The organism is Streptomyces piniterrae, assembly GCF_005048155.1.
GTDB lineage: Bacteria > Actinomycetota > Actinomycetes > Streptomycetales > Streptomycetaceae > Streptomyces > Streptomyces piniterrae.
In genome coordinates this window covers 285,287-311,833 of record NZ_SUMB01000012.1, presented here as the reverse complement: position 1 = coordinate 311,833, position 26,547 = coordinate 285,287, and the positions used below count along the sequence as shown (strand labels likewise).

Here is a 26,547-nt window from a genome sequence, read left to right as displayed (position 1 = left end):
CCCGCGGAGCGGGACCTCCGGCGGCAAGCCGCCGGAGCAGCGAACGACTCCGCTGACGCTCCGTCGGAATTCGCCGCAAGCGGCGAATTCGAATTCCGCAAGCGGAATTCTGAAACGATCCCCGCAAGCGGGGATCGAGAGAAGCATTCCCGCAAGCGGGAATGCGGGCTAGCTACGAAGAGGGTGCCCGTGTGCATCAGCGTCAGGCTGTGTAGCATCCCGAACAAGGTGATAGTCCCTCCCCCGTGAAGTGGACTCATGTGACGATGGCTCACCAAGCTCAGTGGTGAGCCGCTCGAAGTCGGCTCGAGGAATGACGCGAGCACTGTCGCCACACGCGGCCATCCCGCCAACGCCACCTCGTCGTATCAGGTGAACCCATCTCCGTGAAACCTCGTTCCGCGCTACACTAGACCGTGTGAATCAGCCATCAGATGCATCGAGATGCACTGTGTAGTATCCCGAATAGATCGATACCTCATCTAGTGGGCTCATGCCCTCTCTGTGAACCGGGGAGCACGGAATGTCGAGTGCGGCCGCCATTACGCTTCGACCGGATCAGGTAGAAGCCGTTGATGCCGTCGTACGGGGCCTCGACATCCCACCGGGAAAGCGGATTCCGCGTAATGGCCTTCGGGCCACTGTGGTAGCGGCATGCGGCACTGGAAAGACCATTATCGCGGCGAGTTCCGCTTTGCGGTTGGCGCGGAATGGGCGGGTGCTGGTGCTGGTGCCGACGTTGGATCTGCTGACGCAGACGATTGGTGAGTGGCGGTCAGTCGGCCACACTGGGCTGGCCGTTGCCGTGTGCAGTCTCGCCGACGACCCGCAGCTGGTCGTCTTCGATGTCCGGTCCACTACCAACCCCATCCAATTGGCCCTGTGGCACGGCGTCGGCCCAGTGACCGTCTATGCCACCTACGCCTCCCTGCCCGTCCTGGCGAAGGCAATGGAAGGGGCCTACGGGCAGCAGCTGGCGCCATTCGACCTGGTGGTGGTGGACGAGGCCCACCGGACCAGCGGATCGGCGGGGAAGTCTTGGGCGGTCATTCATGACAACGAAGTGATCCCGGCGCTGCGGCGGCTGTACATGACTGCTACCCCGCGGATCTGGCAGGAGCGGCCCCGCTCCCGCGACGGGGTCTGGGATCCGCTGCCCGAGGAGCTGGCCTGCTCCATGGACGACCCCAAGATCTTCGGGCCCGTGGTGTATGAGCTGTCGCTCGCCTCGGCAGTGTCGCGGGGGCTGCTGGCGCGGTATCAGATCGTGGTGGCGGAACTGCGGGACCCGGTGGTGACGCCCGAGCGGCTTGCCGGTGGGGAAGGGCGCGAGGAGCAGGTCCGCGGGGAGCGGATGGGGGCGTTGCAGGCGGCGCTGCTGGAGACGATGGCGACGCACCGGCTGCGGACGACCATCACCTTTCATCACCGTACTCGCGAGGCCGAAGCCTTCGCCGAGGGGCTGCCACGGGTGGCGAAGCGGCTGCACGCTGCGGACTCGCAGAAGTATCCCAAGCAGGTGTGGGCCGACTGGCTGTGTGGGGAGCACGAGGCGGACCACCGGCGCGCGGTGCTCGCCGACTTCGGCCGGCGCGCCGGCCGCGCTGTTCTTTCGAATTGCCGCGTTCTGGGTGAGGGTGTCGATATTCGAGCGGTGGATTCGGTGGCTCTGCTGGATCCCAAGGGATCGCCGGTGGAGATCGTCCAGGCCATCGGCAGGGCGTTGCGGCAAAAGCCCCAGCAGGGGAAACTCGCGACGCTGATTGTTCCGGTGTTTCTCGCGGCGGATGAGCGGCCGGAGGATATGTTCACATCGACTTCGTACCGGCCGTTGGTAAAGGTTTTGGCTGGCTTGCGTGCACACGATGAGCGCGCCGTGGAACTGCTTGCTATTCCTCAGGAGAACCAGAGGGCGGTCGTAGATCCGTCGCTGGGCATCGGTGTGGCACCGGAGTCGGATGACGAGGAGGAGGCGCGGCTGCTGCTGCGGTTTGCCGCCCCGCGGGATCCCGTTTTGATCGCTCAGTGGGTCAAGTTCGAGGTTCTGCATACCGAGCGGCGAGACTGGCGCTGCGGCTATGAGGCCGCTCAGCGCTGTCAGCAGCGCGAGGGGAGTCTTGACGTTCCGTATGACCACGTGGAAGGGGCTTATCCGCTGGGGCGGTGGTTGAGCGAACAGCGGCGATCGATGCGGGCCGGGACCATGGAGAGCCGGCGGGCCGAGGACCTCGAGGCGTTGGGGATGGTGTGGGACACCGCCGATGCCGCCTTCGGCGAGAACCTCGCCGCGGCCCGCGCCTACTTGCACCAGGCCGGCACCCTCGCCGCCCCACGCCACGCCACCGCCCTCGACAAACCCATCGGACAATGGCTCACCAACATCCGCCGCCCCGGCGGACTGGGCAAAGACCCCGAGCGGGCGCAGCGGCGGGCGGCGCAGCTCGCGGCGATCGATCCCGACTGGAATCCGCGGGAGCTGGGGTGGACCGTCGACTGGCAGCGCCACTTCGCCGGACTGCGGGCCCTGATCGAAGCCGGCGGCACCCTGAAGGAGGTCCAGCCGGGTGTCACCTATCACGGCAATGACATCGGACAGTGGCTCGTACGACAGGTGCGGGAGTGGGAGCGGCTCGGCGACGGACAGCGGCTCCGGCTCAAAGCCCTTGGCGTCCGGCCTGCACAGCGCTCCCGAAAGGCCCTTCAGCAGCCCCGCAAGGGGCCTGTGCGGCCCGCGGCGGCCCCCACGCACGGCCATGTGACCGCTGGTGCGGGGGCGGCATCGGACGCCTTCACGCGCGGGCTGGCGGCGCTGCGGCAATACGTGAAACGGGAGCAGCGGACCGTCGTGTCGCGGCAGCATGCGGAGCAGCTTCCGGATGGGACGGTTGTTCGTTTGGGGGTGTGGCTCAGCAATCAGAAGACACGACGCGACCGCCTGGACCACACCCAGCTCGCCGCCCTCGCCCACCTCGGATACGACTGGGCGTGAAGGCCTGAGGGGAGCGTTCGGGCCGTTACCTGGTCGGCTGATGTGCAGTTGAGGCTGTGTGCGGGCGAGAGATGCGGCGGGGCATGGGGATGTTGGAGAAGGCACCCTTCTGACGCACCCGGTGGTCTGATCGCAGGCCTCGCCGCGGCGCTCGCCACCGCTGGCAGCGGACTGACCGGTGGACGCGCCGCTGTAAGGCCGCGGAGAGCTGACCGGCACGCTCAAGCAGATAGGAACCGAACCGGCCCTGTACCGCGCCCAGCGGTACGGGGCCAGATCAAGTGCCGCATACCAGTGCTCACTGGACCTGATCAGCGCTCACGCCGGGATGACAACAGCTGATCAAGGACTCCTCAATATGACAAACCACAGGTCAACGCACCTGGAGGTTGGGGTTGGGCTTGGCTGCGGCAAGGTCCGGGCGGCCGTCGGAGGAGGCTGGCAGCGCGGCGCCGAGCATGAGTGCAGCGGCGGCGCCGGTAGCGGCCAGGTGGCTGGTCGGCTATTGGTCGGATGCGTGGTGCTGGTTATGCGTGCGGCCCTCGCGGTCCAGGACGCGGCGGGCCGCTTCTAGCCAGCGTTCCTTGTGGGCTTTCGCCTTGCGCAGACGGCCGGGGTTCTGCCGGATCAGACGATGTTGGATGCGGGTCTCGGTCGCCGCCCATACCTTGACCAACTTTGTCGACTTCTGGCAGGCCACGTCTGCGCGGGCGGTGGCGCGTTCGGCGGGTGTGGGTTCGGTCGTTTCCCAGCGCTCATCGCCGGCTGCGGCATAGGGGTCCGGGTAGTCGAAGCCCGCCTTCGCCATGCATGTGTGCCATTTGCGCAAGGTGTCGCGTACTTCGGGGGCCCGCCTGGAGTTTTCCAGGGCCGTGCCGGTCAGCTGGTTGAAGGCGTGGTCGTCGGGTGGGGCGGTGTCGCCGACGAGTTGGCGCTGGGCGGTCTTGAGGCAACCGCCCTTGCCGGAGGGGCCGTAGGCCGCGCGCTGTACCTCGGCCGGAAGCGCCTCGCGCTCGTCCCAGGCGCGGTTGCGCCGTACCATCGACGGCGGGTCGGGATGCAGGTGGTACCCGTAACGGACGGTATCCGACTCGTCGACTCCGTATCGTCGGAGGTTCGGTGGCTTGGTGTCCTGGGAATCCACCGGTGGCAGGGTCTTCCACTCCATGTCCAGGTCGTTCATGCACCGGCGTATGAGGATGTCCTGTGCGTCTTCCACGACGTGGGTCTCGGCCACGGTCGATGCATAGGCGTCCAGTGGCAGCCGGAGCGACTCGGCCTGCCGGGACACAGGCGGGGCGTGCGTGGACTCGTGATCCGCGGCTGTGCAGGCGGTGGTGGCCAGGAGCAGCAGTGCGAGCGCGGTGGTGGCCCGGGCGCGGGAGAGCGACATGGTTGCCTCTCGTCGTGCGGTGTGCGGTGTGTGGAGAAGGTGCGGTGGCACGTAGGGCGGGGCGCGGTCCCAGTCGCCGCACCCCGCCCGTCAGCAGTGCCTTACCTAAGGGACCTGCTGTCAGCTGAATTCAATGGAGCTCGTGGAGTCGTGCATGCCGTCGTGGGCGCCGAAGTGAGCCTCACTGTGGTGCGGCTTCAGGGAGAAGCTGGCGCCCGTGTAATTGGCCTTCGAGTAGAACGTGACCGTGCGGTTGCCCAGGTTCTTGGCGGAGCTGATGGTGTTGTCCCATCCGTCCTTCGACAGGTCCCGCATGTTCTCGGTGAAGGTCGTGTTCCTGTTCTTGAACTTGGCGTCCTGGTAGACCTTGACCTTCTTGACCACGCGCTTGGCATCGGCAACGGTCGCGTGGCTGTCGGCGGCGGCCGGCAGAGCGGCACCGAGCGTGAGTGCGGTAACGGCGATGCCCGCAGCGGCTATGTGACGAATACGCATTATGTGTTCCCCTTTGGTCAGTTCTCACGTGGCAGTTGGTCCAACCGCCCTCGTTCCCCTTTAGGTTGGAGCCTGACGTAAGGAGAGGGTCAAGCCGGCTGCTGGCCCTCTGCACGCACCCGACGCAGCGGCCCCTCCCCCACATCCGGAGCCAGGTACACCAGAGGCCTAACCCACGCGGAAGCAAGATCAATGATTTTCCGTCCTCATGCGTCCCAGCAGAGAAGTCATTGGTCAACGCAGCAGGACGCCCCGGCGCCTGGTCGCGGTGCCGGCGTCGGCGGCCTCGGCGCGGGCGCACCCCGTCGCATAATCGACGTCTATGCGAGACACGAGGCTGTCGGAGCCGACCGAGCACTACGTCTTCAACGACAGCCAGGCGATCGTGCTGGAGTGTGCATTCCAGTGGGATTCCGTACCCGACCGGGATCCGATCGAGCTGGAGCGGATGACCGCGCACTGTGCTGTCCGAGCGCTGGCGGAGCTGTGTGAGGGGCTCGTCAGGCCCATGACGTTCGGTGTGACCGGGAACTGGGTGGACGAGTACGGCTGACCAGCCGATGGTAATCCGCCGCGGTGGAACTGGTTTGTGAAGACGTCGCAGTCGCCGCCTGACGCCTGCTCGCCTTATGTGGATCCGCAGGTCGTGGAGGTGGCGGCGCTGGACGAGCGGTCGATGCTCGCCGTTGTGGACCGCGTACTTGACGACCCGTGTGAGGCGCCCGAAGGCAAGCGCCTAGCGTGGGAGGAGATGCTCGTAGCCCACACCTGGGCCCGGCTACCCGGGCCCGACCGGCACATTGAGAACAATGAACTGCGCATCGATGACCACGACAACAAGGTGCGTCGTGTTCTGGTCCCATATGAACGTGCGGACGGCAGCATATGGGTGACCGTGCCGGAGACCAGCGTGTGGTATCCGTTCCTGCTGAGGGTGAACAAGTCCTTCGGCACGGGTTACTCCGACGGGCTCGAGTATGACGAGTTCATCGAGATGACGATTGACGTCAACTGGTCATTTTGGTGGCACCCCGGGCAAGGCCGAGCCATGCTCGATCAAGCAGTGGACCGCCTTCTTCAACAAGGGTGGCGCCACGCAAATCTGCAATCCAAGTCCCGCTTCGAGTGATCACCGCCTGCCACGGAGCAGCTGTCAGTACACCGCCGGTGCACCACAGCCAGGGGCGCGAAGTCCGGTGCCTGACGGCCGGGCACTCTGACGGAGGCTGGCTGTCGAGGCGCTCCCCCGCCTCACCCAACATCTGTCCCTCGGCCTCACTCAGGCCCCAAAGCGCCTGGCCGCCGAGTGTGCCCTCCGGCTCGGCGCACTGTCGGCGCTGGTCGAGGAGGTGATCCTGCTCTCCCGACGCAGTGAGGGGCCCATCCGGCCCCGGGGCCGTGATCACACTGGGCACGGGCGAGGTCCGCCGACCGCAGGAGTGCACATGTGCCCTGGCCACCAAATCATGGGACCGGGGCACCTCCATTGCTACTGCCGACAAGCGCCGGCGCCGTTACGCCGGCCGACCACCGTCACCACCGCGGCAGCGGCACCGGCAACACCGGCAACCGCCCCGGCCACTTGGCACACCTGCACCAGCGGCGCGTAGGCCAGGGCCAGCACTCCACAAGCCCACCGCGGTTACGAGCAGGGCTGTTGCCGCTACGACCGCCGTACGCCAGGAACGCCGGGTGGCCGATGCACCCGGCTGCACGGCCACCGGCCCCGCCACGGGCACCGAAGCGACCGCGTAGGCCGTCGCCGTGCCCATAGGCGACCGCGCAGGTGCATGACTGCCCCCGCATGCGGCGGACCACCCACAGCTGGTTGCAGGGCATGCAGAGCCTGCGGCGTGTGGAATGCCGGCGGCAGTGCGGGTTGTCGGCGGCGCGCGGGTGGGCCGCCGACAACGGCCACCTGTTGGCCCCACTGGACGCAACCCACAAGGGCTACAAGGTGGGCATCTGGCTGAAGAACGCGCGGGCCGCCGCCCGGAAGGCCGCCGAGATCGAGCAGCGTCGTGCCGAGGACCTGCCGGTGGGCTCCTCAGCCGGGGTGCTGACGGACGAGCGGCGCGAGCAGCTGGAGGACATCGACCCATCGTGGTGCCCGAGCTGGCCGGTGGAGTGGCAGCGCTGCTTCCACCTGACCCGGCTGCCCCTGGAAGCCGGAGGCACGCTGCCGACCGAGCCGGACATGGTCGTGCACCAGGGCGAGGATCTGGGGCGGTGGGTGAGGTCGGTCCGGCTCGGCTGGGACAAGCTGGCCGGTGTGCAGCAGTGGATGTGCGAGCAGGTCCTCGGGATCGAGCCCGCAGCCGCCGACGAGAAGCCGAAGCCGCGCCGTACGCAGGCCGATAAATGGGCCGCCAACCTCGCCGCCACCCAGTACTACGAACGCGAAGGACACCTCCGAGTACCCCGCAAACACATCGAAACGATCACGGTGGGCGGGGCCGACGGTGAAGACCAGAAGCAGCGGGAACTCCGGCTCGGAGCCTCGATCAGCAACCAACGGACCCGAGCCGCGAAACTGGCGCCGGAGCGGGTGGAACAACTCTCCGCCATCGGCATGCGCTGGACATAGAGATGGAACTCCTAGCCAGCAGCGGGCCGCACAGGGATGCCTGTGCGGTGTCTGGGGCTGTTGGTCGATTCGGCTGGCAGCCCCGTTCGGCTACTTGAGGGCGCCCCAGGCAATGATCGCCGATGTGACCGCACCAGCAGCTCCGACGGCCGTGCAGATGACGTGGGTGCGGTGCCAGAAGGGCTCCGTCGCCGGAGTCGTCGCAGGTTCGTTGATGTTTGCGCTTGCTGTTGCGCCGCACTCCGCGTGCGCCTTGGGCACGTTGACGTTCACGGTCGCGTTGTCGCCGGCGCTGATGTTGAAGGCTCTCTCAGCAGCGTCGCCGATTTGAGCGGGGTTGGGGTTCTGCTGGCCAGGGGGCATGGATGCTCTCACTTCTGCGACGAACTGGGTCAGGCGCGTTCTGATGTGGTCGAGGATGCCGTCGATGCTGGCGACGGCGACATCCCAGTGCAGAGAGGTGATCTCCGTGCAGTGCCTGTCGGCTGCCACCGCCCGGGCCACCTCGCCCGGCGGCGGGACCTCGTCGAGCGTCAGCTGCGTCGGGAGCGCCTCGACCAGTGGGTGGGGTACGGGTTCTGGCTGCTTGAGCACGTGATCGTGGTGGGGTTCGGCGTGGCCTTCGTGTGGCTGGGGTTCTTCGCCGTGGACCACAAGGTGTCCGCGCAGATCGTGCCCGTGATCGGCGGGGGTGTGGCCGGGCTCGCGGGGGCGGTGTTGGTAGTGCGTAACAGGCGGCAGTGAAGCCGTCGTATTCCCAGCCAGAAGTTCATGAGCTTCCCCATGGGATTCCCGGACGTGGCTCCGTCGGCACCAGGTCCCTGGCGGAGCGGAGGGGCCCGTATGCTCGGCGCTTTTGTCGGGTTCGGGGATTCGCGGATGACGGTTCTCGCCTGTGGGAAAGCCGGGCCTGGTCAATGCCTCCTGTACCCGGCGCACACCCCTGCGGACAAGCCCCCGCGGCGCGGCGGCGAGCGTGAGGCCGGACGGTGCTGATAGAGACCCGTGTGGCGGTGCTCGGGAACCCGTCGCTCCTATCCCTCCGAGGAGGCACGGCATGCCACAGGTACACGCCGACGGCGTGAATCTCTACTACGAGGTCGTAGGGGAAGGCGAACCGCTCGTACTCGTCCATGGTTCGTGGAACGACCACAAAAGCTGGCAGCCCGCGATCGAGGCCCACCTCCGCGCGTCGTTCACTGTGGTCTCGTACGACCGCCGCGGCCACGGCCAAAGCGAAAAGGTGCCGGGCCAGGGCACCCGGAGGCAGGACGAGGACGACCTTGCGGCGGTGATCGAAGGGCTCGGCCACGCCCCCGCGCACGTCGCCGGCAATTCCTTCGGGGCGTCGATCGTCCTCGGCCTGGCCACACGCCGGCCTGAGCTGTTCCGCAGCATCACGGTCCACGAGCCCCCGCTGGTCGGGCTCGTGGCCGACGACCCGGAGTCCATGGCACAGCTGCAGCCGACGATGGCCTCCATCGATGCCGTGATGGACCACCTCCGCAAGGCGGAGAACGAGCAGGGCGCACGCCTGTTTGTGGAGGAGGTAGCCCTGGGCCCCGGCATGTGGGACCAGCTGCCTGCTCCCCTGCGCGAGACGTTCGTGACTCACGCCCAGACATGGCTGGACGAACAGACCGACCCGTCCTGGGCGGTACTGGACCTCGACGGGCTCTCCGCCTGCACTATGCCGGTGCTGCTGAGCCGTGGCAGCGCAAGTCCCACCTGGTTCTCAACGGTCCTGGAACGGCTGGCCGCGGCCCTGCCGCAAGCACAGTGCCAGACCTTCGAGGGTGCGGGTCACATCCCGCACGTCACCAACCCACAGGAGTACACGACCGTCCTCACCGGATTCATCCGGGCAGCAGGAGCCGACGAACCCGCGCCCGAACAGTGATCCACCGCGCGCTGCAGAAGGGGCTCGACGGAGGAAAATGGCGAGCCGCCAACAGCGCCTCCGTCTGGGGGCTGTCAAGTTGGTGATGGCTTTGGCGAGTTGACGTCGGGCCCGGAAGAGCGGTGAGATTCTCGAGAAGGCCGCGAGGAATCTGCGCCGCGCCCATGGAGCGGAGGTTCTTCATGGGTCTCTCGCGCTGCCTCGTGGGCTGGTGGCTGTTCTCGGTCCGGTTGTTCAGGTACTTCGAACTGCGGTGTTCCACGGAGGGCATGACTGTGCGGTGGGCGGCACCGTAGGAGCGGAACTTGTCGGTGACGATCACGCGTGGCACGTACCGCAGATCCTTGAGGAGCCTTCTGAAGAACCGCTTCGCGGCACGGGTGTCACGCACGCTTGTTCTGCACGAGGATGTCGAGGATGTTCCCGCCTCGGTCCACCGCCCGCCACAGGCGCGCATCTTCCCGTTGACCTTGATGAACACCTCGTCCACGTGCCATTTGTCGCCGGGACGCGGCTGCCGGCGGCGCAGCTCCTTCGCGTAGGCGGGACCGAAGGTGGCACACCAGGCCGGACGCTCGCGTAAGCCACGGTGACGCCGCGCTCAAAGAGGAGCTCCTCGACCTCCCGGTAGGACAAGAGGAATCGGTGGTACAACCACACGGCGTGACCGATGATCTCGGCCGGGAACCGGTCGCCCTTGTACGACACGGACTCCTCGGACTCCACGACCAGCCCCTCCCCACGACAGCCCACAGCAAGATCATCTCACCCCGTCGCCAACAACTTGATAGAGCCACCCGACGCGGTACGCACCCAGGAACGAGGTCGAGCGGATGATCAACAAGCTCAAGACCCACCGGGCCGTGGCAACGCGCTTCGACAAGCGGGCCTACATCTTCCACGGCACCGTCACCGTCACCGTCGCCGGGATCCGGCTCTGGCTCCGGCCGCGAACCGGACCCGGCTCATCACTCGGCACGTGACGATCGACTCACGGGCCGCCAGGCCGAGGGCCAGGCGACGTCCCGGTTGACCGGACCGGTCACCCCCAGACTGGCTCGTGCGCACTCGATGTACCGTCGCTGTGCGTCTCTGAACTCCAAGTACGCCTGCTCCCAGCTCTGTTCGACTTCCGTGGACACGCCCCGCGCCAGGTGCTCCAGCCGCCACAGGCAGTGGTTCAGCGTCTTGGACGCGGTGTTCGTGTCCGTGTCTCCCAACAGTTCGCAGGTCTCCCCCAGCGCGGAACGGCGGGCCTCAGCCGCGCCGAGCTCGGCGAGCACCTCGGCGGTGAGCTCCAGCGGTGCGGGACCGGTCACCAGCCCGCACCCCGCAGCGATGCGCTGATAGCGGCCCGCGAGCTCCTTGACCGCGTGGATGTACTCGCCATATGCGTCCAGACGCCGCCCATCCCAGCGCACGGACTGCTCACGCCGCCACCGTGCCCGGTCGTTCAAGCTGCTCACCAGGAACGACCCGACAGCGCCCAGCGCCACACCCACCAGCGGAAGTATCTGTCCCGACAGACTCATAGCGGCCCCGATCACGTAGTCAAAACGGTTCCCCATTCTCCCGACAGGAGCCCGGCGAAGTCGGCGATGCCGTCACCCACACAGCCACTGGTGACTCCTCGGACACGCCCTAGCAGCGAGGGCGAGCAGCGGCCCCGGCGTCCCGGGGCTGCCGCTCATGCCCGATCGAGCCTGCTTTGCGGATACGGGCGTTTGACAGCGAACCCAGCCCTCCTCACTTCCTTGCCAATGAACCTGGTCTTGTGAGGTAAGCGTGCTGGGGGTGCTGTCGGCTGGGGTGGATGCACCCGAAGCCGAGGGGGTTGACCTCGATCCCGCTCCGAAGTCCCAGTGTCCTGTTCCTGGTCCTGTCCCTGATGGCGTCCATGCCCGCGCGCGCTACGGCTTGGAGCGCACACCAAGGCAAGGGCCGCGACGCCTGCCGTGAGGAGGAACGCGGCTCGCAGGCCATGAAGTTCGGCGTAGGCGCCGAGCAGCGCAGGTCCTGCGATCGTGCCCAGTCCCAGGAAGAAGACGGTGACGCTGAAGCCGGCGGAGGGCCGCTCGGGAAAGACACGGTAGCTCCACACTGCGAGCATCCCGGATCCAGCCATGAAGCACGGGCCGTAGAGCAGGGCGGAGAGGGCGACGGCGGGGAGCGAGCCGGGGGCGAGGCCGAGTAGGGCGACCGCGACGGCGATGCCGAAGAAGAGCCCGGTGTGGACGCGGTGCAGCCCGTACCGCGCGATGGCGTGGCCGGTCAGCGCGCCGGCCGTGCCGGCCGCGCCCATCAGGGACCAGAAAAGGGGCGCGGTTGCGGGACCGGTGTCCGCCGCGTCGGTGATCGCTTCGACGGCGAAGGACCAGTAGACGGCGCCGACGAGGCCGTAGATGACGGCGGTGAGCAGGAGCGGCAGTGCGCTGCGGCGGTACGTCGGCCGGCCGCTGCCGCTCTGCATCCGTCGGCCCGAACCCCCGGGCAGCACACGTGCGTTGTACGCGGTCGATGCCAGCGCCGCCAGCGCGAAGGCCAGCCAGGCGTACCGCCATCGGCTGCCGTGGGCGAGCAGCGCCAGCGGGCCCGCGACCGCGACGGCGAAGGCGGTGCCGCTGGCGATGGTGCCCAAGACGTGCTCGCGCCGCCCGGCCGGCACCATCCGGTCGACCGCGTCGGAGTAGGGGGCCCAGGCCCAGCCGGCGCTCGTACCGGCGAGAGTCAGCCCGGTGATCAGCAGCCCCGGCCCCTGAGCGAGCGCCACAAGTCCCATCCCGACGGCGGCGCAGAGCCCGCCGACGAGGACGAGCGGGCGCGGGCCGAAGCGCGCGATGAGGGCACCGACCGTCAGCAGCGCGGCCAGATAGCCGACGTAGGTGGCGCTACCGATCAGCCCGACGAGAAAGACGGAGAGCCCGAACTCCTCGCGCAGCTCGGGGAGGAAGAGCCCGTATCCGTACCGCGCGAAACCGAAGGTCACGCCGATCGCCGAGATCCCGGCGAGGGCCAGCCTGTGGCCGGGCGGGGTCAGTGTGTTCCATGCCATGCACTCACCATCCAGCCAGCGTCCATGCCACGCCATTGGCGAAAACGTCAGCTTCCCCTAGGTTTACGCCATGGTGCTTCGTGTGGTGGTGACCCTGTTGGAGGAGACCTCGCTGTTCGAGCTGGCCGTGCCGTGCGCGGTGTTCGCGGGCGAGGGCTACGAGCTGACGCTGTGCGCCACCGCCCCGGAAGGCGCCCAGCGCGCCCCTGGCGGTCTGCGTCTGGAGGCCGAGCATGGCCTTGAGTCGCTGCGCGAGGCGGATCTGATCGTGGTCCCTGCCTGCATGATGGACGGCTACGAACCGCCGGCCGCGCTGCTCGACGCGTTGCGCGAGGCGCATGCCCGCGGGGCGCGGATCGCCTCCCTCTGCTCGGGGGCGTTCGTGCTGGCCGCAGCCGGGTTGCTGGACGGGCGTCCGGCGGCGACCCACTGGATGTACGCGGAGGAGCTGCGCCGCCGCCATCCCTACGTACGCGTCGACGACCGTTCCCTGTACGTCGACGACGGCTTGATCCTCACGAGCGCGGGCACGGCGGCGGCCATCGATTTGTGCCTGCATATCGTGCGCGGCGACTACGGCACGGCAGCGGCGGCGGAGATCGGCCGGCGGATGGTCGTGGCCCCGCACCGGGAGGGCGACCAGACTCAGTACGCACTGCCGCCGGCCCCTGTCCCACCGCAGTCGGAGGGCCTCGGGCAGGTGCTGGGCTGGGCGCTGGCCCGGCTCCACCGTCCGCTGACGATCGCCGAGTTGGCGTCCCGGGCAGGGGTGAGCACGCGGACGTTCGGCCGCCGCTTCGCGGCGGAGGTGGGCGTCACCCCGCTGAAGTGGCTCAACCAGCAGCGGCTGGCGCGGGCGCGGGAGTTGCTGGAGACGACGGATCTGGGAGTGGACGCGGTGGCGGAGCGGAGCGGGCTGGGCAGCGCGGACAGCTTGCGCCAGCACTTTCACCGGGCGCTGGCGACGACCCCGGCGGCGTACCGGCGCACCTTCCGGGCCGGCACCCCCAAGAGGCTGTCGAGCAGCTGATCACAGACGGAGTTCGACAGTCGGGACTCGTCCTCCTGCCACGACGGCAGCCCCGCAATGATCACCGGCCGTGACCGGTGCGACGACTGACGGACACCCCGACGGCCCTGACCAGGCGGACGCCGGCCCGATCGGCGAGTGCGAGACCAACCGTGGCGAGTGTGGGCCGGAGCGCTGGGAGGCGCCTGGCCGAGTTGGAGGCGCGGTGGTCAGCTCCGCAATCACCTCACCGTGGTGCCGCGGCCGTCCAGGGTTGTGGCCGGCGGAGCGTTGGACGTGCTCGCCTACGGAGGCTTCACGATCGTCGCTGGGCGCGGCGGTCGAGCCGGCTACTGGAGAACCGGATAGCGGTCTGTCAGAGCCGAAACGTCGCGGTGCTCATCGACGGCGCCGGCCTGTGCTGGAGACGGGCAAGGCGCGGCAGATCGTGACTGGGCCGTGCTGTCCGGAGTCGGCACGGGCCCTGATCCGTGACGAGGAGCCGATCGAGCCGCGCGTCTGCCGCGGCTCCGCTACTGACTGTCGGTCCACGCGGCCACCAGGAACAGGTCATGGCGGCCTCCGCTGCTGTGCGCCGCCGCACCTGTGGCTGGGCGTGGTCCAGCACGCCCCGGCCACATCGGCCGACCGGACCTCAGCCGCTGCCCCGAGCGCTGACGGCGGCCGCCGTGTGCGTGCCCCCGTCATCGGGCCAGGTAGCGGCACCCTCGCACGGCACCCTCTGTCATGTACACCCCCGTCTGTAGCATCGTTCCGAATAACGATCATCGAGGGGGAGCTGTGACGAGAGCCGAAGATAGCCTGCTGGACCCGCTGGGGCCGGAGGACCCGCAGGAAATCTCTGGCTACCGGCTGCTGGCGAAGGTCGGCGAGGGCGGGATGGGGGCCGTCTACCTCTCGCGCACCCGGGGCAACCAGCCCGTCGCGCTGAAGGTCATCCGCCGTGAGTTCGCGCAGGACTCCGACTTCCGTGCCCGCTTCGAGCGCGAAGTCCTGGCCGCGAGCCGGGTTTCGGGATACCACATCGTCCCCGTCCTCGACCATGACGTGGACGGCAAGCAGCCCTGGATCGCCACGAGTTACATACCCGGACTCGCACTGGACGACGCGCTGTCCCGGTTCGGCCCGCTCCCGTTGGCCGTCACCTTCCAGCTCATCGGCTGCACCGCGCAGGCCCTGAGCGCGGTGCACGCCGCCTCGGTCATCCACCGGGACCTCAAGCCCAGCAACATCCTGCTGAGTTCGAACGGCCCGTGGGTCATCGACTTCGGAATCGCCCGTGCCACCGACGCCACCCAGCTCACGCAGACCGGCGGTTTCATCGGCACGCCCCAGTACATGTCGCCGGAGCACGCACTGGGCAAGACCGTCACCCCGGCCACCGACATCTTCGCCCTCGGCCTCATCGCGGCGGTGGTGGCCACCGGCCGCCACCCGTACGGCGACGGCGCCGGGATATCCATCGCCGCCACCATCGCCAACACCGACCAGCGACCACCGGACTTGAGCGGCTACCCGCAACCGCTGCGAGAGATGCTGGCGGGCTGCCTGACCGCCGACCCGCTGCAGCGGCCGGAGCCCGGCGCTCTGGCGAACTGGTGTGAACAGGCATCGGGGCGGGCGCGACGCGACTTCTCCAGCTGGCTGCCCGCACCGCTCACCAAGGAGATCACCGGCCGGGAGCAGGCGTCCCGACGTCCCCCGCAGGCGAGTTCCCCACCCGTGGTGGGCGCACCTGGCACCGCCGCGGACCACGCCCCCGCGCGGCCGGCCGCTGCCCCGCCCGCCTACGCGCCCACCCAGGCATCGGCCGAGGCCCCGCCCGCCGCCCCCACGCCCGCGTATGCCGCCCCGACCCAGGCCACAGCGCCGACCACGCCCACTCCGGGATCCGGGCCCGCCGACAGCAAAACGGCGGGATCCGGCCCCTCCTTCCGGCGCCGCCGACGGCTGATGATCGGCGGCGCAGTGGTCGCAACGGCCGTCGCCGGCATGGTGATCGCGATGGCCCCGGGGAGCGGCGACAGTGCCACCACCAAGAGCAAGGACCGGGTGGGCAGCGCGCCCTCGCCAGGGGCGAAGGCCCCGGCCCAGGCCGGCTACCGACCGGCTTTCGAGGGCAAGCCGATCTCCCTCAGATATCCGTCCACGAGCGCCGGATTCACCAGTGTTGACCTCGACGTCCCGGCCCAGGACGAGAACGGCGGGCAAGGTAGGCAGATCGCCGGCCAGGACACCGAACTGAGACAGTGGCCCACCGAGATCCAATTCCGTACGACATTCGGCAAGAGTCTCGGCGTCACGCCTCAGGAGTGCTCGCACGCGGCCAAGAGCAAACCGATGCCAGGGAACCTGGTGGGTGCCCAACTCGGCGGCGCCGACGCCATCTCCCAGGGCGATCTGCTCTGCACCGTCACGAGCAAGGGCAACTTGGCCCTGCTCAAGATCACCGACGTGGTCAAGGACCGCGACGCGGCTTCCCGGGAGGGCGGGGCGTGGGGTGGCATTACCGGATACGCGGGCGAGGTCACACTGTGGAAGCCGGTAGCGGAATGATGCAGCGGCGCCGGCCGTCGCCCAAACACAACACGGGAGCCGGCCGCGGCTGCTCAACGAAGCGGCGCCACCTGGAAGCGTGCGCCACCGACGTCCAAGGGCGCCGTGATGTGCTGACCACAGGCGATGTAGTCGGCCCGCCCGCCCTCGACAGCGACGATCCACTCCGCAGGCGCGGCGCACGGCTCGCCCGTCGCGCTTCCCGGCACCCCGCACGCGGCGTCCACGTACCGGAAGGTCTGCGTGAGCTGCTCGGGCCCCTTCTCGTTCACGTAGCGGTCGTGGATCGGGGCCCGGGCCGCAGTACGCGGCCTTCGACCGCCTTGACCGCCTCACCGTCGATCTCGCCCACGGGCCCGGCCCCTTTCAGGGATCGGCCACCGGCCACCACGTAGCCGTCGGCTGCCGCTGGAGCGCGTGCGTCGGCGAATAGCCGAGGTCGAGTGGTGGGAGGCCACCCGACGCACGTCGGCGTGGCCGGTGGCACCGCCGGAGTGGATGCTTCGGATGGACATCGGCCGGCGGATTTCGTCTTTTCGCGCTGGACCGTTTCCCGTGATCAAGGGTTGGCTCGTGGGTGTTCGTGGTCTTCGAGAAGCCAGGATGGCGTGCCCTGTGTCGGTTTCGCGAATGTCGGTACCGCGCCTCGCGGTGTCGAAGAGACGGATGGTGCGGGCATCCAGGGGCAATCGCATGGCGAACCGCGGGGAAATCCTGACGTCCGAACGTCCGAGATCCCGAACAGCGTCAGGCCCTGGGAGGGGCTTTGGTGATGTTTGGGGTTGGGCAGTGCGGACAGGAGCGTGACGAACGCACGTACGAGAAGCGGGGGTTGATCGTGTTACACCGGAAACGCATCGTTGCTCTGACCGCAGCGGCCTGCGCGACCGTGATCGCCACAACAACAGCCATGGCGCCCGGCCCCATACGGGACGGCAGCGGCGCGGCACACATAGTGGACGACAGCTTCACGACCCTGGCGTCCCCGGGAGGCGAAGACCCGATCCTGCGCGCGGGGAACGCGAAGTTCGGGCTTGCCCACATACAGAAAGGGGGAAAGCACAACGACAAGCCCAGCCATCCCTACAACGCGGCAGCCAAGAAGCTGTGGCAGCAGGCCTTCTACAACAGCATCTGCAAAACCGACGGCAAGTACTACACGCTGTACTGCCATCCCTATAAGCAGGGTTCACAGAAGCGCACGATGTGCGTGTTCGTCGATTACGCCGACTACACTTTCCATGGACAGAACATGGGCCAGAAGGGCATCATCACGGCCTACTGGACCAACGGCCAGAAGGGCCCGAACGGACGCGACTCATGTCTGGAGAAGGACGACTGAGGGGTTCTGCCGCTTCCCGGCGTTTCGTGCCCGGGGACCAGGTCACGCCGCGGGAGGCGACAGACCATCCGGAGGACCCGGTCGGCACGGTCGTGGTGCGGGTGTCGACCGGTGAGCTCCTGGTGAGCTTCCCCCTGGCCGGCGGTGAGATGTATCTCGACGAAGAACTCGACCTCGTCGAACCTGCTCCGCCGGGTTGGACACCGCCGCCCCCAGCCACTTCGTAGGGAACCAGTCACTTCGTAGGGAACCAGTCACTTCGTAGGGCAGGGGCGAGAGCAAGCGAAGCGACGCACCGCAGGTGCCGTTGTCCGTGATGGCGGACAACGGCAGTTCGGTGTTCTCCGTAACCGGTTCAGGACCTGTGGTCACAGGCCCTGAGCCGGTTACGGCTGCAGCTCGAACTCGGCCAGATCGAGCAAGCGTGCGCCACCTGGAACCGGGCCCGGCCCCGTGGGGTGGTGCCGTACGACGAGCGGCCTGTCGATCTGCTCTCGGGCGACGAGCAGCCCTACGGGTCCGGGACCCGGACGCCGGAGCCGTTGCCGGAGTGCGAGGTCGCGGTGGACGACGCTGTGGGCGGCTGTGGGCGACGGCCCGTGGTGCGGATGCCGGGACCCGGTGGACATCGAGGTGCGCCGTACCTGACCGAAGCTAGCCGGCATGTCAGCCGCGTGGTCGCCGCGCCTGATCGAGGCGTGGTCCAGTGGCTCGTCAGGAACCCACGTCATGTGGTCCAGGTCTGGGGGAAGCGCGTGGACGGTTCACCGATCCGCACAGGTTCGGAATCGGGAGCGGCAGGCGCGGGGCCAGGACGGGCAGCCATTGGTACTCCGTGCGCTGGAGATCCGGGGCACGTTCTGTACGCGGCATGCGCACGGCCAACTCGTCCCAAAGCGCCACTGCTTGTTGTCCCATCCGCCCGGTACTTCGCCGATGGCCAGTCCCGCAAGGCTCGGGATGCTGCTCCTGCAGCAGATCGTGGACCAGGTCCGCAGTGATTTCGATCTCGGAGCCGGTGTTGCGAAGCCACCGTACTGGGGCAGGCGGAGCGTCTCGCTCTCGTCGAAGAAGTCCAGATCACAAGTCGCCGGGAACGCAATCCCCACGGCCTCCCCGGACAGCCACTCAACCTTCGCCGAGAAAACCAGCGGTCACCAATCTTCGCTGACAACGCTCAACCTTCGCTGCCAGAGGTCAACCCACCGCAGTTCATCAGGCCGGTCCGTGGTGCGTCGTTGTCCGTTCTCAATGAACCCAGTCGCTCGCGAATCCCCGGCCAGGCCGGACCAGGTTCGTTGAGACGAGACAGTCGTACCTACCACCCGGTCCAGTGCGGCATGCGGCATACGGGCCGGAGGCACACAGTATTACGTCGTAACAGTGCGGGCCTCGGGAGCGCCCACGTGACAGCGCCCCCGGCTGGTTGCCCTGTCCCTGTGAAGGTGGCCAGGTCTCACGTGGCCGGCCACGTTCGCGTGCAAATCTCAAGCATGTGGCCGGGCGCTCCACAAGTTCACCCGCCACTGCCCGCGTTCCTACGGACTACTCCCTCCGGGAGAGGCAACTCGCCCCACCCGAAACAGACCCGCCCGAGACTTCCGCCTCACCCCCTCCCCCACTACCGGAGTTGGCGATCGCCTTGGCAACGAGCTGGTGGGGCCACAGGGGCGTCTGGATGAGACCCGGGCGGAATCGGGGAGCTTTGCCCATCTCCCTGACACCTGCCAGAACCACTGGGCAAGCTAGGTTCATGGATCAAGGTGTAGCGGCCGTGATTGCTGCCGGAGCGGGCTTGGTCGGCGCCATGGGCGGAGCGGCGGTGGCAGGAATCGCAGCAGTGCGCGGGGCGCGCGTGGGAGCGGAGAAGACGGCACGGGCCATGCAGAACCAGGTCGATGCCCAGGCCCGGCACGTTCGCGAGGACTGGCTCTTGCAGCAGCGGGTGGATGCCTCCCTGCAATTCCTTTCGGCCTACGACCTCTACATCCCCGCTGCCCGGTCGTTCCAGGCCGCCTTGTCCAGTCCGGACGGTGGCAGCCGACAGGCACTGCACGACGCGGTCCGCACCGCCGACCGCGGTCTCACCGTGGCCTATTACCGCCTGCGCGTCTTTGGCCCGGCGGATATCCAGCAGTCGGCGGGAGACCTTCGCGCCGCCGTGAGCACCCTCTCGGAGATCCTCGTGGAATGGGAGCTGGCCGTCACCGCCCAGGAAGAGGAGGCCTGGCGAAGAGAGGAGACGGTGACGCAGCGAATCGTGGACGCTGCCAACGCCCACGACGCCTTCACATCCCGTATCAACGAGATCGTCGCAACCCTGGAGGTTTCTCACAGGCCCGCGACGCGCTCACCATGACGAAGTGTCAACCCAGCAGACGGACGAAGCTGCATAGGGGGCACCCAGTTGTGCCGTAGGCGCTGATCACCTGGTCATGAGTCGCTGACGGGCATGAGGTTCACTCGCGCGGCTTCCCCTGGTCTGCGCAGTGCTTCTGCTCAAGCCACAGCGCAGACCCACAACGACGGAGGTCCTGGCCACCCAGGTGAGATTCTCCATCCCCGCCCACAGCAGCCACCGGCACAAAGACAACCCAAAGACCGGCGTCTGACCACATCTGTCCAACCCCAGGTAAGCGTCCGATCACAGGCCACCGCCACAGAGACCGGACACTGGATACGAGAAGGACCCCACTCCCCCACCGGTCGGCAGAAAAGCAGGGCCCAGGCTGCTACTACTGACCCTTGAGGAGAAGCTCAGCGAGCCGCTGGCGGTACTCGGGACGGCCGGCAGCCGTCAGATCGGCTACGAACTCTTCGGGGTGCTGAGCAACAGGTGCCCGGCCGCCAAATCATGCAACCGGGGCACCTCCATCGCTTCTGCCGACAAGCGCCGGCGCCGCTGCGCCGACCGACCACCGTCACCACCGCAGCGGCGGCGGCACCGGCAACACCCGAAACCGCGCCGGCCACTTGACGCACCTGTGCCAGCGGCGGGTTCATTGGCGTTGGCGCTCGCCGTGCCCCTGGGTGTGTGTGGGCGGTCAGTTCAGCGTCAGGACCGCCTTGCCGCGAATCTCACGGTTGACGAGGGCCGTCGCGGTCTCCCCTGCCCGTCCCCAGTCGGCCACCCGGTCCACGTTCGCCTGGAGACGACCGTCGGCGACAAGACGGACGAGGTGGGCCAGATCGGCGGCGGTGCCTCCGCCGGCCTGGATGCCTATGAGGGTCAGCCGGCTGCGAACCAGCTGGTAGGGCTGGATCGGAGTCGGCTCGTCGGAAGTGGCGCCGATGGAGATGACCTTGCCCTCCTGGGCGATGTGGTCGAGCAGCTCGGCAAGCAACGGCCCGCCCACGTTGTCCAGGACGACGTCCACCGGGGCATCGAGATCGGCGGGCTTGGTCAGTACGTGATCCGCACCGAGCGCGGCCAGACCCTCGCCGCGCGCCTTGCTGCCCACGAACGCGTACACCTCGGCCCCCGCCAGATGGGCGAGCTGCACCGCGAAGCGCCCCACACCGCCGGACGCGCCGGTGACGGCCACCCGCTGCCCGGGCAGCACCCCGGCTCTACGCAGCGCCCGCACGGCCGTCAGGCCCGCAACGGGAAGCGCAGCCGCGGTGGCGAAGTCCACCGCTTCGGGCAGTACCGCGAGTTCGTCGACATGGACGGCCCGCAGCTCTGCCCAGCCGCCGGTCCGTCCCCAGGTGACGACAGAGTCGCCGGGCTTGGGACCACGGCCGTTGGCAGCGGCCCGCTCGACCACACCGGCGGCATCCCAGCCCGGGACAGTCCCGGCAGCGACCCCCTCGGACTGAGGCAGTTCACCGTAATTCAGCGAAATCGCCGCGACTTTGACCAGCACCTCATCGGGGCCGAGGACCGGGTCAGGGGCGGCGCCGAGCGCGAGACGGCCGGGCGCGGAGTGATCGACGACAAGGGCACGCATAAGGCTCCTTAGGGCTGTGCCGCGCGGTACGCGACGTGGTGCGGTTCCTGCACTTCACGGTGTGCACCGCGGTGCGGTGTTTTGTGCAGTGAACTGCAGTCGCAGTGAGGTGCGGGCAGTTCCACACACGTAACCGGTGGATGGCTCCGGTTATTCCCGAGAAAGCAGCGGGACGAAGGACGGGGTACTCAACTGCCACTGCCGACAAGCGCCGGCGCCGTTGCGCCGGACGGCCACCGTCACCACCGCGGCGGCAACACCGGCAACCGCGCCGGCCACTTGGCACACCAGAGCCAGCAGCGGGTAGGCCAGGGCCAGCGCTCCACAGGCCCCCGCGGCCACGACCAGGGCCGTTGCCGCTACGGCCGCCGTACGCCAGGAACGCCGTGTGGCCGACGCGCCCTGATGCACGGCCACCGGCCCGGCGAAGGGCCCGAGGCGACCGCGTAGGCCGTCGCCGAGCCCCCGCAGGCGACCACACAGGCAGTGACTGCCGCCGCACGCGGCGGGCCCGCCCACAACCGGTTGCAGGGCATCCAGAGCCTGCGGCACGGAAGTACGTTTACGCCACCTGTCCGGCGAGGCGCTGCCCGAGACCGCTGAACCCATAGGCAAATATGGCTATTTCACCTACATGAGGGCCTTCCGTGTACTCCAGGTGGCGTGGGAGACGCCCTGCTCGTGGGGTGATCCGCACTCCCGCGGTCGCGGTTTTGAACGGAAGGGGAGGACATGAACGAGGAGAACGTCGATGAGGAAGTGACGGCCTACCAGACACCCGTGCTGGTGGAGGTCGGGAGTTACACGGAGCTGACCGAGGGCTTCGCCGGGGGCGCCTATGACGGCCTCGGCGCCTTCTACGGCCTCTGATGACCATGAGTCGTGTGGTGGGCGTGGGTTCGTGGTCCTGCCGGACTGCGAGGCGGCGCCCGCCGTATCCAGGGAACTGCGGCAGCGCGCGTGCCGGGTGGTGGCGCACGCCTCGGGCCGCCCGTGGCTGGTGGGTGCTGGGAGGAGGCAGAGGCCCGGATCGTTGGGGCAGGAGAGGTGCGGCTGACGCTCTTCGATATCTGCGGCCTGACCGATGGGCAGCTCCTGGCCGCATCAGCACGGTGCGCACGCCCCTCCAGGCCGAGCGGGCCGTGCGTGGCGGACCGGGCAGCTTCCATGTGCCGGCCTCGGTCGCGGGTCGGATGTGCGTGCGGGGAACGGCCGGCGGGCAACGGCGTCTGTTCCATCTGGACGTGGGCGGGGTGCGGATGGTGGCCGACCGGGCACGCACACTGGCCCGGCTGACCGGTGCCGGGGTCGATGTGCGACAGGTGGCCGCTGGGATGGCCTCGCTAGTGGCTCCCGCGCATCCGCTGGACCAGTTGACGATGTTCGAGGGCGTGCACGCGCTGGCCCCCGGCCAGGCCATGGATGTGGACGGCGCGGGGCGCGGGACGGTACGCGCGTGGTGACAACCGCCGCAGGAAAACGTGCCGCTGGCCGAGGCGATCTGGGATTGCGGCAGACGCTGCGGGAGGCGGTTGCCGCCCGGGTCGGGCGGGCCGGGTGTGGACTGCGGACCTGTCCGGAGGGGTGGATTCCACCTCGCTGTGCTTCCTGGCGGCCGAAGCCGGTGCCGAAGTGGTCGCGCTGACGCTCAAGCTGAGCGACCCGGGCAACGAGGACTCGGCCTACGCGCGCCAAGTGGCAGCCCAGCTCCCCGCCCGGAGCGTCCATCTCACCTTCACTGCCGCCGACTTGCCCCCTATCTGACCGGTCTGGCCACGGGGGCGGGAGCCAGGGATGAGCCGTTCACGCTGATGCGGGACCTCGCCCAGCAGCACCGCCTGCTCGATGCGATGCGGGCGCACATCGGGGAGCGCACCGCCGCCTGTGCTGGCAACCGGCGCGGTCGGCCGCCTGGCCGGGCAGGGTGGTGACCACCTGGCGCTACCGCCCCCGAGCCACCCGTACGACCTGATGCGCCGCCGTCCCACGCTGGCCTGGCGGCACTTGGTGGGCTACGCCGCCAAACGGCGCCGGCCGCGCCGGCCGCACTGGCGGACCGCCGCGGCTACGACGCATGGCTCGCCTCCCAGGCCCGGGGCCTGCGCCGGCCGGGCACCTCCCATCGCCTGCGCGTACGCCCGTACGAGGCGGCCACTCCCTGGAGTTACAAGCCGCTGCTGGCCGCCGCCCTGCAGCCCGTCATGCCCGCGCCGCTGCCGCAACGGGCCACAAAAGGCAACGCCCTGCCCGACCGGCACACCGCGATGCGCGCCCACCGACACGTGCTGGATGACCGGAGCCGTGACTCCCACCTGGTCGCCGCCGGGCTGGCCGAACCGGACGCGCTGCGCCGCTGCCGGCTCGACCCCGCCACCCATCCCGCCGCCGACGGCCCGGCCATCGAGATGAACCTCGCCATCGAACCTGGCTGCGCGACCTGGCCCGGCACCCCGTCCCTGCCACCTCAAGGAGCACCCCCGCGATGCTGCGGCTCTGTCCCGACGTGACCGCCTGCGACACCGACAACGCACTGACCCTCCTGCACACCCGCAGGGGCCGCCACTGGCAACTCAACGAGACCCAGTGCCGCCATCCTGCGCGCCCTCCTCGACGGCTCCGCCCCCGACCAGATCGCCCGGCAGCCCGCCGACACCCACACAGTCACCCCGACCCAAGCCACAGCCGACATCACGCGCTTGATCGACCAGCTCACCCGCGCCCGACCGACCGAACACCACCAACAGCCGACGACCCGACGAGCAACATCCTCGACACCCCCGATCACCGGCCCCCGCCGCCCACCTCGCCGTCACAGCCGCCCGGCTCCTGGCCCGCCAACCACCGCGCCGCATCATCCCCTGCCCTTTGACTCCTACGCCAACGGGCCGCGCCCGCCACCCGGGAAAAGGCCCTACACGCCCGGCGCGACATCACCACCACCAGCACCCTGTGCGCCGGCACCCACTGCCTCCAACGCTCCCCCGCCGCCACCCTGCTGTGCCGGATGCGCGGCACCTGGCCCACCTGGTGCACCGACGTACGCACACCCCCCTTCAGCGCACACACCTGGATCGAAGCCGACGCAGAACGCATCGGCGAACCCACCGACCCCCGCACCCACCAAACCCTCCTGACCGTCCCACCCACGCACCCTGCTACCCCTGCCCATCCGAGCAGCAACCACGAAGGCGCCTGAACCCACCCGACAGCGTGGCGTTGCCACTGCCATGACACCTTCACGCCCAGGGGGCTCAGCAGCGAGAAGACGCGCAGTGCGGCCTTCCCGCAGGCTCGACAGCACCACCCGGCGGCCTGGTAGCGATCGGGCCGCGGGCCATCAGCCGGCCGGCCAGGGCGCGGGGCGCTGCCCAAAATGCCTCGGAGTCGGGGTTGCGCTGGGCGATGCGCTCGCAGGTGTGGCTTGTTCGTTGCCACGTGTTGAGTGCGGCGACGGCGCAGCCAGGTTCCCGCCCCGGCAAGGCGGGCGGGTACCCGGCGCTACGGCCGTACGACTGGGAAATCAGGACAAGAAGCGGGGTCCGGGAGGAAGAACGCCCGGCGAAACCACCCGAAGATCTTGGCACGCCCCGTTGAGGCGGCCACATCAGCGGCTGTCGGCTGTCGGCTGTCGGCTGTCGGCTGTCCAGGCAACGACGATCGGCGGCACCAGCCCCGCGGTCCGCGGCGGCCGGCCGGCCCGGGGCGCCGGGCGCGGCCAGCGGTGGGGGTGGAGGCAGTCGGCAGCACGGTACGGGCGGGGAGGGCGTCGGCAGGCGCAGTGGACCGGCTGCCGGGTGGTGTGCGCGCGGAGCCGTCGCTGGGGCGGCTCCGCGTAGGGCGCGTCGGTTCAGTCGGTGATGTACCAGTCGTTGTGGAGGTACTCCAGGGTGTAGCTGCCCAGGTCGCTTTCGGAGAAGGTGGCGGAGGCCCTGACCGCTTGGACCGGCATCTCGATCTTGTCGGGCGTGCGCACGGTGACGCGTTGTGGTTCGACAGTCGCGGTTTTGAGGGCCTTCTTCTGCGCGGGCGAGATCATCTGGAACACGGCGGTGTACGTCGACGCGCACGGGCCCAGCCCCTGGTCCTGTGCCTTCTTCGCGGCGGGCCCGGCCACTTCACAGACCGTGTCGATGTCCTGACGGCCCAGAGCGTGGAGGTATTGCTCGTACCGCTGGATCGCGCCCTGCCTCGTCCTGGGCGCGGACCGGGCGCCGGTCGGCCCGACCGACGGCTTCTCGGTCCCAGCAGCCGCCGACGGCGTGGCCGGCGGCTGTTCGGCCCGCGTGGACGCCGACGGCTGCGAAGGCTTCGCGTCCGAGTCCTGCTTGGCCTTGTCCGGGCCGCACGCGCACGCCATCAACGCCACACAGGCCGATACCGCCACGTTCACCATCGTCCGCACCCTCATTCGGTCCCCTCACCACCAGCCGACAACACGTCAACAGGTCACGCAGGATCCGGGGAAACGGTTCCCGAGCCAACCCAAGGTGAGCGCCGGCCGGCTCGCGCAAAGCCCGACTCCGCATGGCCCCTGCGTCAGGATCCGTGCGCTGGAAGCAAAGCCCGGACCGCCCACACGGCGGTTTCATCAGCAAGATCAGGATCTACCTGAGTGGCTATCGCACTCTGATGGCCGTCGCGGCGAGGCAGCCAGGGGCGGGTGCGGCGCGTACGGCGCCGGCCGGGATGCCGGTGGCCAGAGCAGACGGCCGCAGAGGTGGCCGGGGCCGGCTTGTGCTGTTCCTGCCGGACATCTGTCAGGCGAACGATGCTCGCGGGGGCGCCGGCGCGGCCAAGGAGCGTGATGGCAGAGGGCGAGCCGGGGCGCTGGGCGGGGTATCGGGCGGAGCCGGTTGCCGTTGCCGAGTGGGGAGGCCCTCGCAGGGCACGTCGTCGCCGTTTCGCTGAGCTGCGGTGAGGTCACACAAAGTGGAGCCGGCGGCGGTCGACCGGTCTGGTTCGTGGCCGGGAATGGCGGTTGCCGACCGGATCACTCCGCTATGGGCAGGCACGCGGCGGGCAGGGCGACGATGTCGCGCCGGGCTCACTGCGCGCGCCGTGGCTGGCGGCCGACATCGGGGAGCACGGTCTGGTGGACCGGCGGGTGGTGGAAGACGTGCAGGGCATGCAGGGCTCCGCCGTAGACACGAAGCGACAGTCGACGCTCGCGGCCCGCAGCTCGGGGGTGAACGCGTCCCGTTGCGCGGGCGGCATGGCCGGGGTTTTCGACCCGGCGTTAGTCGGTTGAGGAAG

26 protein-coding genes and 2 pseudogenes are annotated in these 26,547 nt (G+C 68.8%); 17 read left to right on the top strand and 11 right to left on the bottom strand.

The genetic code is table 11. The features are described 5' to 3' along the window. Positions 1–523: 523 nt before the first annotated feature. Entirely contained in the window at positions 524–2,989 is a 2,466-nt protein-coding gene (locus tag FCH28_RS30600) for a DEAD/DEAH box helicase (protein ID WP_136743413.1), read from the top strand. Positions 2,990–3,491: 502 nt separating this feature from the next. Here the strand turns inward: FCH28_RS30600 and FCH28_RS30595 are convergent. Beyond that, positions 3,492–4,382: a hypothetical protein gene (locus FCH28_RS30595; protein WP_136743412.1), complete on the bottom strand. Its 891-nt coding sequence runs from the start codon at positions 4,380–4,382 to the stop codon at positions 3,492–3,494. A 120-nt stretch (positions 4,383–4,502) separates the two neighbouring features. Next, positions 4,503–4,877 carry a peptidase inhibitor family I36 protein gene (locus FCH28_RS30590; protein ID WP_136743411.1) on the bottom strand — a complete coding sequence of 125 codons (375 nt, stop codon included), beginning with the start codon at positions 4,875–4,877 and terminating at the stop codon, positions 4,503–4,505. Positions 4,878–5,199: 322 nt separating this feature from the next. Here FCH28_RS30590 and FCH28_RS30585 point away from each other — a divergent pair, with 322 nt between their 5' ends. The 3 genes from FCH28_RS30585 (at position 5,200) to FCH28_RS30570 (ending at position 7,464) form a co-directional block, all read left to right on the top strand. Next, on the top strand, positions 5,200–5,430 hold the full coding sequence (locus FCH28_RS30585) for a hypothetical protein (RefSeq protein ID WP_136743410.1): 231 nt from the start codon (positions 5,200–5,202) through the stop codon (positions 5,428–5,430). 36 nt (positions 5,431–5,466) lie between these two features. Further along, on the top strand, positions 5,467–6,006 hold the full coding sequence (locus FCH28_RS30580) for a hypothetical protein (RefSeq protein ID WP_136743409.1): 540 nt from the start codon (positions 5,467–5,469) through the stop codon (positions 6,004–6,006). A gap of 675 nt (positions 6,007–6,681) precedes the next feature. Then, on the top strand, positions 6,682–7,464 hold the full coding sequence (locus tag FCH28_RS30570; protein ID WP_136743408.1) for a helicase associated domain-containing protein: 783 nt from the start codon (positions 6,682–6,684) through the stop codon (positions 7,462–7,464). 90 nt (positions 7,465–7,554) lie between these two features. Here the strand turns inward: FCH28_RS30570 and FCH28_RS30565 are convergent, their stop codons facing one another. Next, entirely contained in the window at positions 7,555–7,956 is a 402-nt protein-coding gene (locus FCH28_RS30565) for a hypothetical protein (protein ID WP_136743407.1), read from the bottom strand. Here FCH28_RS30565 and FCH28_RS30560 point away from each other — a divergent pair. Together FCH28_RS30560 and FCH28_RS30555 are read left to right on the top strand one after the other, a co-directional pair. Next, positions 7,939–8,208 (top strand): hypothetical protein, encoded by a 270-nt coding sequence (locus tag FCH28_RS30560; RefSeq protein WP_136743406.1) that lies wholly within the window; start codon positions 7,939–7,941, stop codon positions 8,206–8,208. The two genes, FCH28_RS30565 and FCH28_RS30560, sit on opposite strands and share 18 nt — an antisense overlap. Before the next feature lie 313 nt (positions 8,209–8,521). Then, positions 8,522–9,364 carry an alpha/beta fold hydrolase gene (locus tag FCH28_RS30555; RefSeq protein WP_136743405.1) on the top strand — a complete coding sequence of 281 codons (843 nt, stop codon included), beginning with the start codon at positions 8,522–8,524 and terminating at the stop codon, positions 9,362–9,364. Here the strand turns inward: FCH28_RS30555 and FCH28_RS30550 are convergent. Next, the gene (locus FCH28_RS30550) at positions 9,321–9,854 is read right to left on the bottom strand and encodes a DDE-type integrase/transposase/recombinase (RefSeq protein WP_136743404.1); all 534 of its coding nucleotides are present in this window, start codon (positions 9,852–9,854) and stop codon (positions 9,321–9,323) included. The two genes, FCH28_RS30555 and FCH28_RS30550, sit on opposite strands and share 44 nt — an antisense overlap. 343 nt (positions 9,855–10,197) lie before the next feature. On the opposite strand from FCH28_RS30550, the gene FCH28_RS38355 reads away from it, so the two are divergent. Then, entirely contained in the window at positions 10,198–10,347 is a 150-nt protein-coding gene (locus tag FCH28_RS38355) for a hypothetical protein (protein WP_169314293.1), read from the top strand. Here FCH28_RS38355 and FCH28_RS30545 read toward each other — a convergent pair. Together FCH28_RS30545 and FCH28_RS30540 are read right to left on the bottom strand one after the other, a co-directional pair. Then, the gene (locus tag FCH28_RS30545) at positions 10,333–10,866 is read right to left on the bottom strand and encodes a hypothetical protein (RefSeq protein WP_246103383.1); all 534 of its coding nucleotides are present in this window, start codon (positions 10,864–10,866) and stop codon (positions 10,333–10,335) included. The two genes, FCH28_RS38355 and FCH28_RS30545, sit on opposite strands and share 15 nt — an antisense overlap. A gap of 185 nt (positions 10,867–11,051) precedes the next feature. Further along, positions 11,052–12,416, bottom strand: a complete 1,365-nt coding sequence (locus FCH28_RS30540; RefSeq protein ID WP_136743402.1) for an MFS transporter — start codon at positions 12,414–12,416, stop codon at positions 11,052–11,054. Between the two features lie 82 nt (positions 12,417–12,498). Between FCH28_RS30540 and FCH28_RS30535 the strand changes: the two genes are divergently transcribed. Both FCH28_RS30535 and FCH28_RS30530 read left to right on the top strand, forming a co-directional pair. Next, positions 12,499–13,446, top strand: coding sequence for a GlxA family transcriptional regulator (locus FCH28_RS30535; protein ID WP_187363967.1), 948 nt, complete (start codon positions 12,499–12,501; stop codon positions 13,444–13,446). Positions 13,447–14,226: 780 nt separating this feature from the next. Beyond that, entirely contained in the window at positions 14,227–16,002 is a 1,776-nt protein-coding gene (locus FCH28_RS30530) for a serine/threonine-protein kinase (protein ID WP_246103381.1), read from the top strand. A gap of 53 nt (positions 16,003–16,055) precedes the next feature. Here the strand turns inward: FCH28_RS30530 and FCH28_RS30525 are convergent, their stop codons facing one another. After that, complete coding sequence (locus FCH28_RS30525) at positions 16,056–16,274, bottom strand: hypothetical protein (protein WP_136743399.1); 219 nt, start codon at positions 16,272–16,274, stop codon at positions 16,056–16,058. A 494-nt stretch (positions 16,275–16,768) separates the two neighbouring features. Here FCH28_RS30525 and FCH28_RS30520 point away from each other — a divergent pair, with 494 nt between their 5' ends. Together FCH28_RS30520 and FCH28_RS30515 are read left to right on the top strand one after the other, a co-directional pair. Further along, positions 16,769–17,344, top strand: a complete 576-nt coding sequence (locus FCH28_RS30520) for a hypothetical protein (RefSeq protein WP_136743398.1) — start codon at positions 16,769–16,771, stop codon at positions 17,342–17,344. Between the two features lie 26 nt (positions 17,345–17,370). Next, on the top strand, positions 17,371–17,571 hold the full coding sequence (locus tag FCH28_RS30515) for a hypothetical protein (RefSeq protein WP_136743397.1): 201 nt from the start codon (positions 17,371–17,373) through the stop codon (positions 17,569–17,571). Positions 17,572–17,994: 423 nt separating this feature from the next. On the opposite strand, the pseudogene FCH28_RS39515 reads toward FCH28_RS30515, so the two are convergent. Further along, positions 17,995–18,352, bottom strand: a pseudogene (locus tag FCH28_RS39515) (phosphotransferase); the annotation flags it as partial. Positions 18,353–19,097: 745 nt separating this feature from the next. On the opposite strand from FCH28_RS39515, the gene FCH28_RS30505 reads away from it, so the two are divergent. Continuing rightward, a complete protein-coding gene (locus FCH28_RS30505) occupies positions 19,098–19,703 on the top strand; it encodes a hypothetical protein (RefSeq protein ID WP_136743396.1) in 606 nt (201 codons plus the stop codon). Between the two features lie 685 nt (positions 19,704–20,388). Here the strand turns inward: FCH28_RS30505 and FCH28_RS30500 are convergent. Next, complete coding sequence (locus FCH28_RS30500) at positions 20,389–21,294, bottom strand: zinc-binding dehydrogenase (protein ID WP_136743395.1); 906 nt, start codon at positions 21,292–21,294, stop codon at positions 20,389–20,391. A 732-nt stretch (positions 21,295–22,026) separates the two neighbouring features. Between FCH28_RS30500 and FCH28_RS30495 the strand changes: the two genes are divergently transcribed. From FCH28_RS30495 to FCH28_RS30475, 5 genes are all read left to right on the top strand, one after another. Further along, the gene (locus tag FCH28_RS30495) at positions 22,027–22,164 is read left to right on the top strand and encodes a lasso RiPP family leader peptide-containing protein (RefSeq protein ID WP_136743394.1); all 138 of its coding nucleotides are present in this window, start codon (positions 22,027–22,029) and stop codon (positions 22,162–22,164) included. A gap of 242 nt (positions 22,165–22,406) precedes the next feature. Next, entirely contained in the window at positions 22,407–22,757 is a 351-nt protein-coding gene (locus FCH28_RS30490; RefSeq protein ID WP_136743393.1) for a hypothetical protein, read from the top strand. Continuing rightward, a complete protein-coding gene (locus FCH28_RS39780; RefSeq protein ID WP_136743392.1) occupies positions 22,717–23,058 on the top strand; it encodes an asparagine synthase-related protein in 342 nt (113 codons plus the stop codon). The genes FCH28_RS30490 and FCH28_RS39780 overlap by 41 nt, the downstream gene beginning before the upstream one ends. 437 nt (positions 23,059–23,495) lie before the next feature. Next, positions 23,496–23,801 carry a hypothetical protein gene (locus FCH28_RS30480; RefSeq protein WP_136743391.1) on the top strand — a complete coding sequence of 102 codons (306 nt, stop codon included), beginning with the start codon at positions 23,496–23,498 and terminating at the stop codon, positions 23,799–23,801. 422 nt (positions 23,802–24,223) lie between these two features. Further along, positions 24,224–24,490: a lasso peptide biosynthesis B2 protein gene (locus FCH28_RS30475; RefSeq protein WP_246103392.1), complete on the top strand. Its 267-nt coding sequence runs from the start codon at positions 24,224–24,226 to the stop codon at positions 24,488–24,490. Positions 24,491–25,141: 651 nt separating this feature from the next. Here FCH28_RS30475 and FCH28_RS30470 read toward each other — a convergent pair. Beyond that, on the bottom strand, positions 25,142–25,678 hold the full coding sequence (locus FCH28_RS30470) for a hypothetical protein (protein WP_136743390.1): 537 nt from the start codon (positions 25,676–25,678) through the stop codon (positions 25,142–25,144). Between the two features lie 660 nt (positions 25,679–26,338). Further along, positions 26,339–26,526, bottom strand: a pseudogene (locus FCH28_RS39510) (dienelactone hydrolase family protein); the annotation flags it as partial. Positions 26,527–26,547 lie beyond the last annotated feature (21 nt).

Bases quoted from the DNA above. Each gene is read 5' to 3' on its own strand.
- FCH28_RS30600 (WP_136743413.1), top strand. From the start codon at position 524: ATGTCGAGTGCGGCCGCCATTACGCTTCGACCGGATCAGGTAGAAGCC.
- FCH28_RS30595 (WP_136743412.1), bottom strand. From the start codon at position 4,382: ATGTCGCTCTCCCGCGCCCGGGCCACCACCGCGCTCGCACTGCTGCTC.
- FCH28_RS30590 (WP_136743411.1), bottom strand. From the start codon at position 4,877: ATGCGTATTCGTCACATAGCCGCTGCGGGCATCGCCGTTACCGCACTC.
- FCH28_RS30585 (WP_136743410.1), top strand. From the start codon at position 5,200: ATGCGAGACACGAGGCTGTCGGAGCCGACCGAGCACTACGTCTTCAAC.
- FCH28_RS30570 (WP_136743408.1), top strand. From the start codon at position 6,682: ATGCGGCGGACCACCCACAGCTGGTTGCAGGGCATGCAGAGCCTGCGG.
- FCH28_RS30555 (WP_136743405.1), top strand. From the start codon at position 8,522: ATGCCACAGGTACACGCCGACGGCGTGAATCTCTACTACGAGGTCGTA.
- FCH28_RS38355 (WP_169314293.1), top strand. From the start codon at position 10,198: ATGATCAACAAGCTCAAGACCCACCGGGCCGTGGCAACGCGCTTCGAC.
- FCH28_RS30540 (WP_136743402.1), bottom strand. From the start codon at position 12,416: ATGGCATGGAACACACTGACCCCGCCCGGCCACAGGCTGGCCCTCGCC.
- FCH28_RS30505 (WP_136743396.1), top strand. From the start codon at position 19,098: ATGGATCAAGGTGTAGCGGCCGTGATTGCTGCCGGAGCGGGCTTGGTC.
- FCH28_RS30500 (WP_136743395.1), bottom strand. From the start codon at position 21,294: ATGCGTGCCCTTGTCGTCGATCACTCCGCGCCCGGCCGTCTCGCGCTC.
- FCH28_RS30495 (WP_136743394.1), top strand. From the start codon at position 22,027: ATGAACGAGGAGAACGTCGATGAGGAAGTGACGGCCTACCAGACACCC.
- FCH28_RS39780 (WP_136743392.1), top strand. From the start codon at position 22,717: ATGTGGACGGCGCGGGGCGCGGGACGGTACGCGCGTGGTGACAACCGC.
- FCH28_RS30480 (WP_136743391.1), top strand. From the start codon at position 23,496: ATGCCCGCGCCGCTGCCGCAACGGGCCACAAAAGGCAACGCCCTGCCC.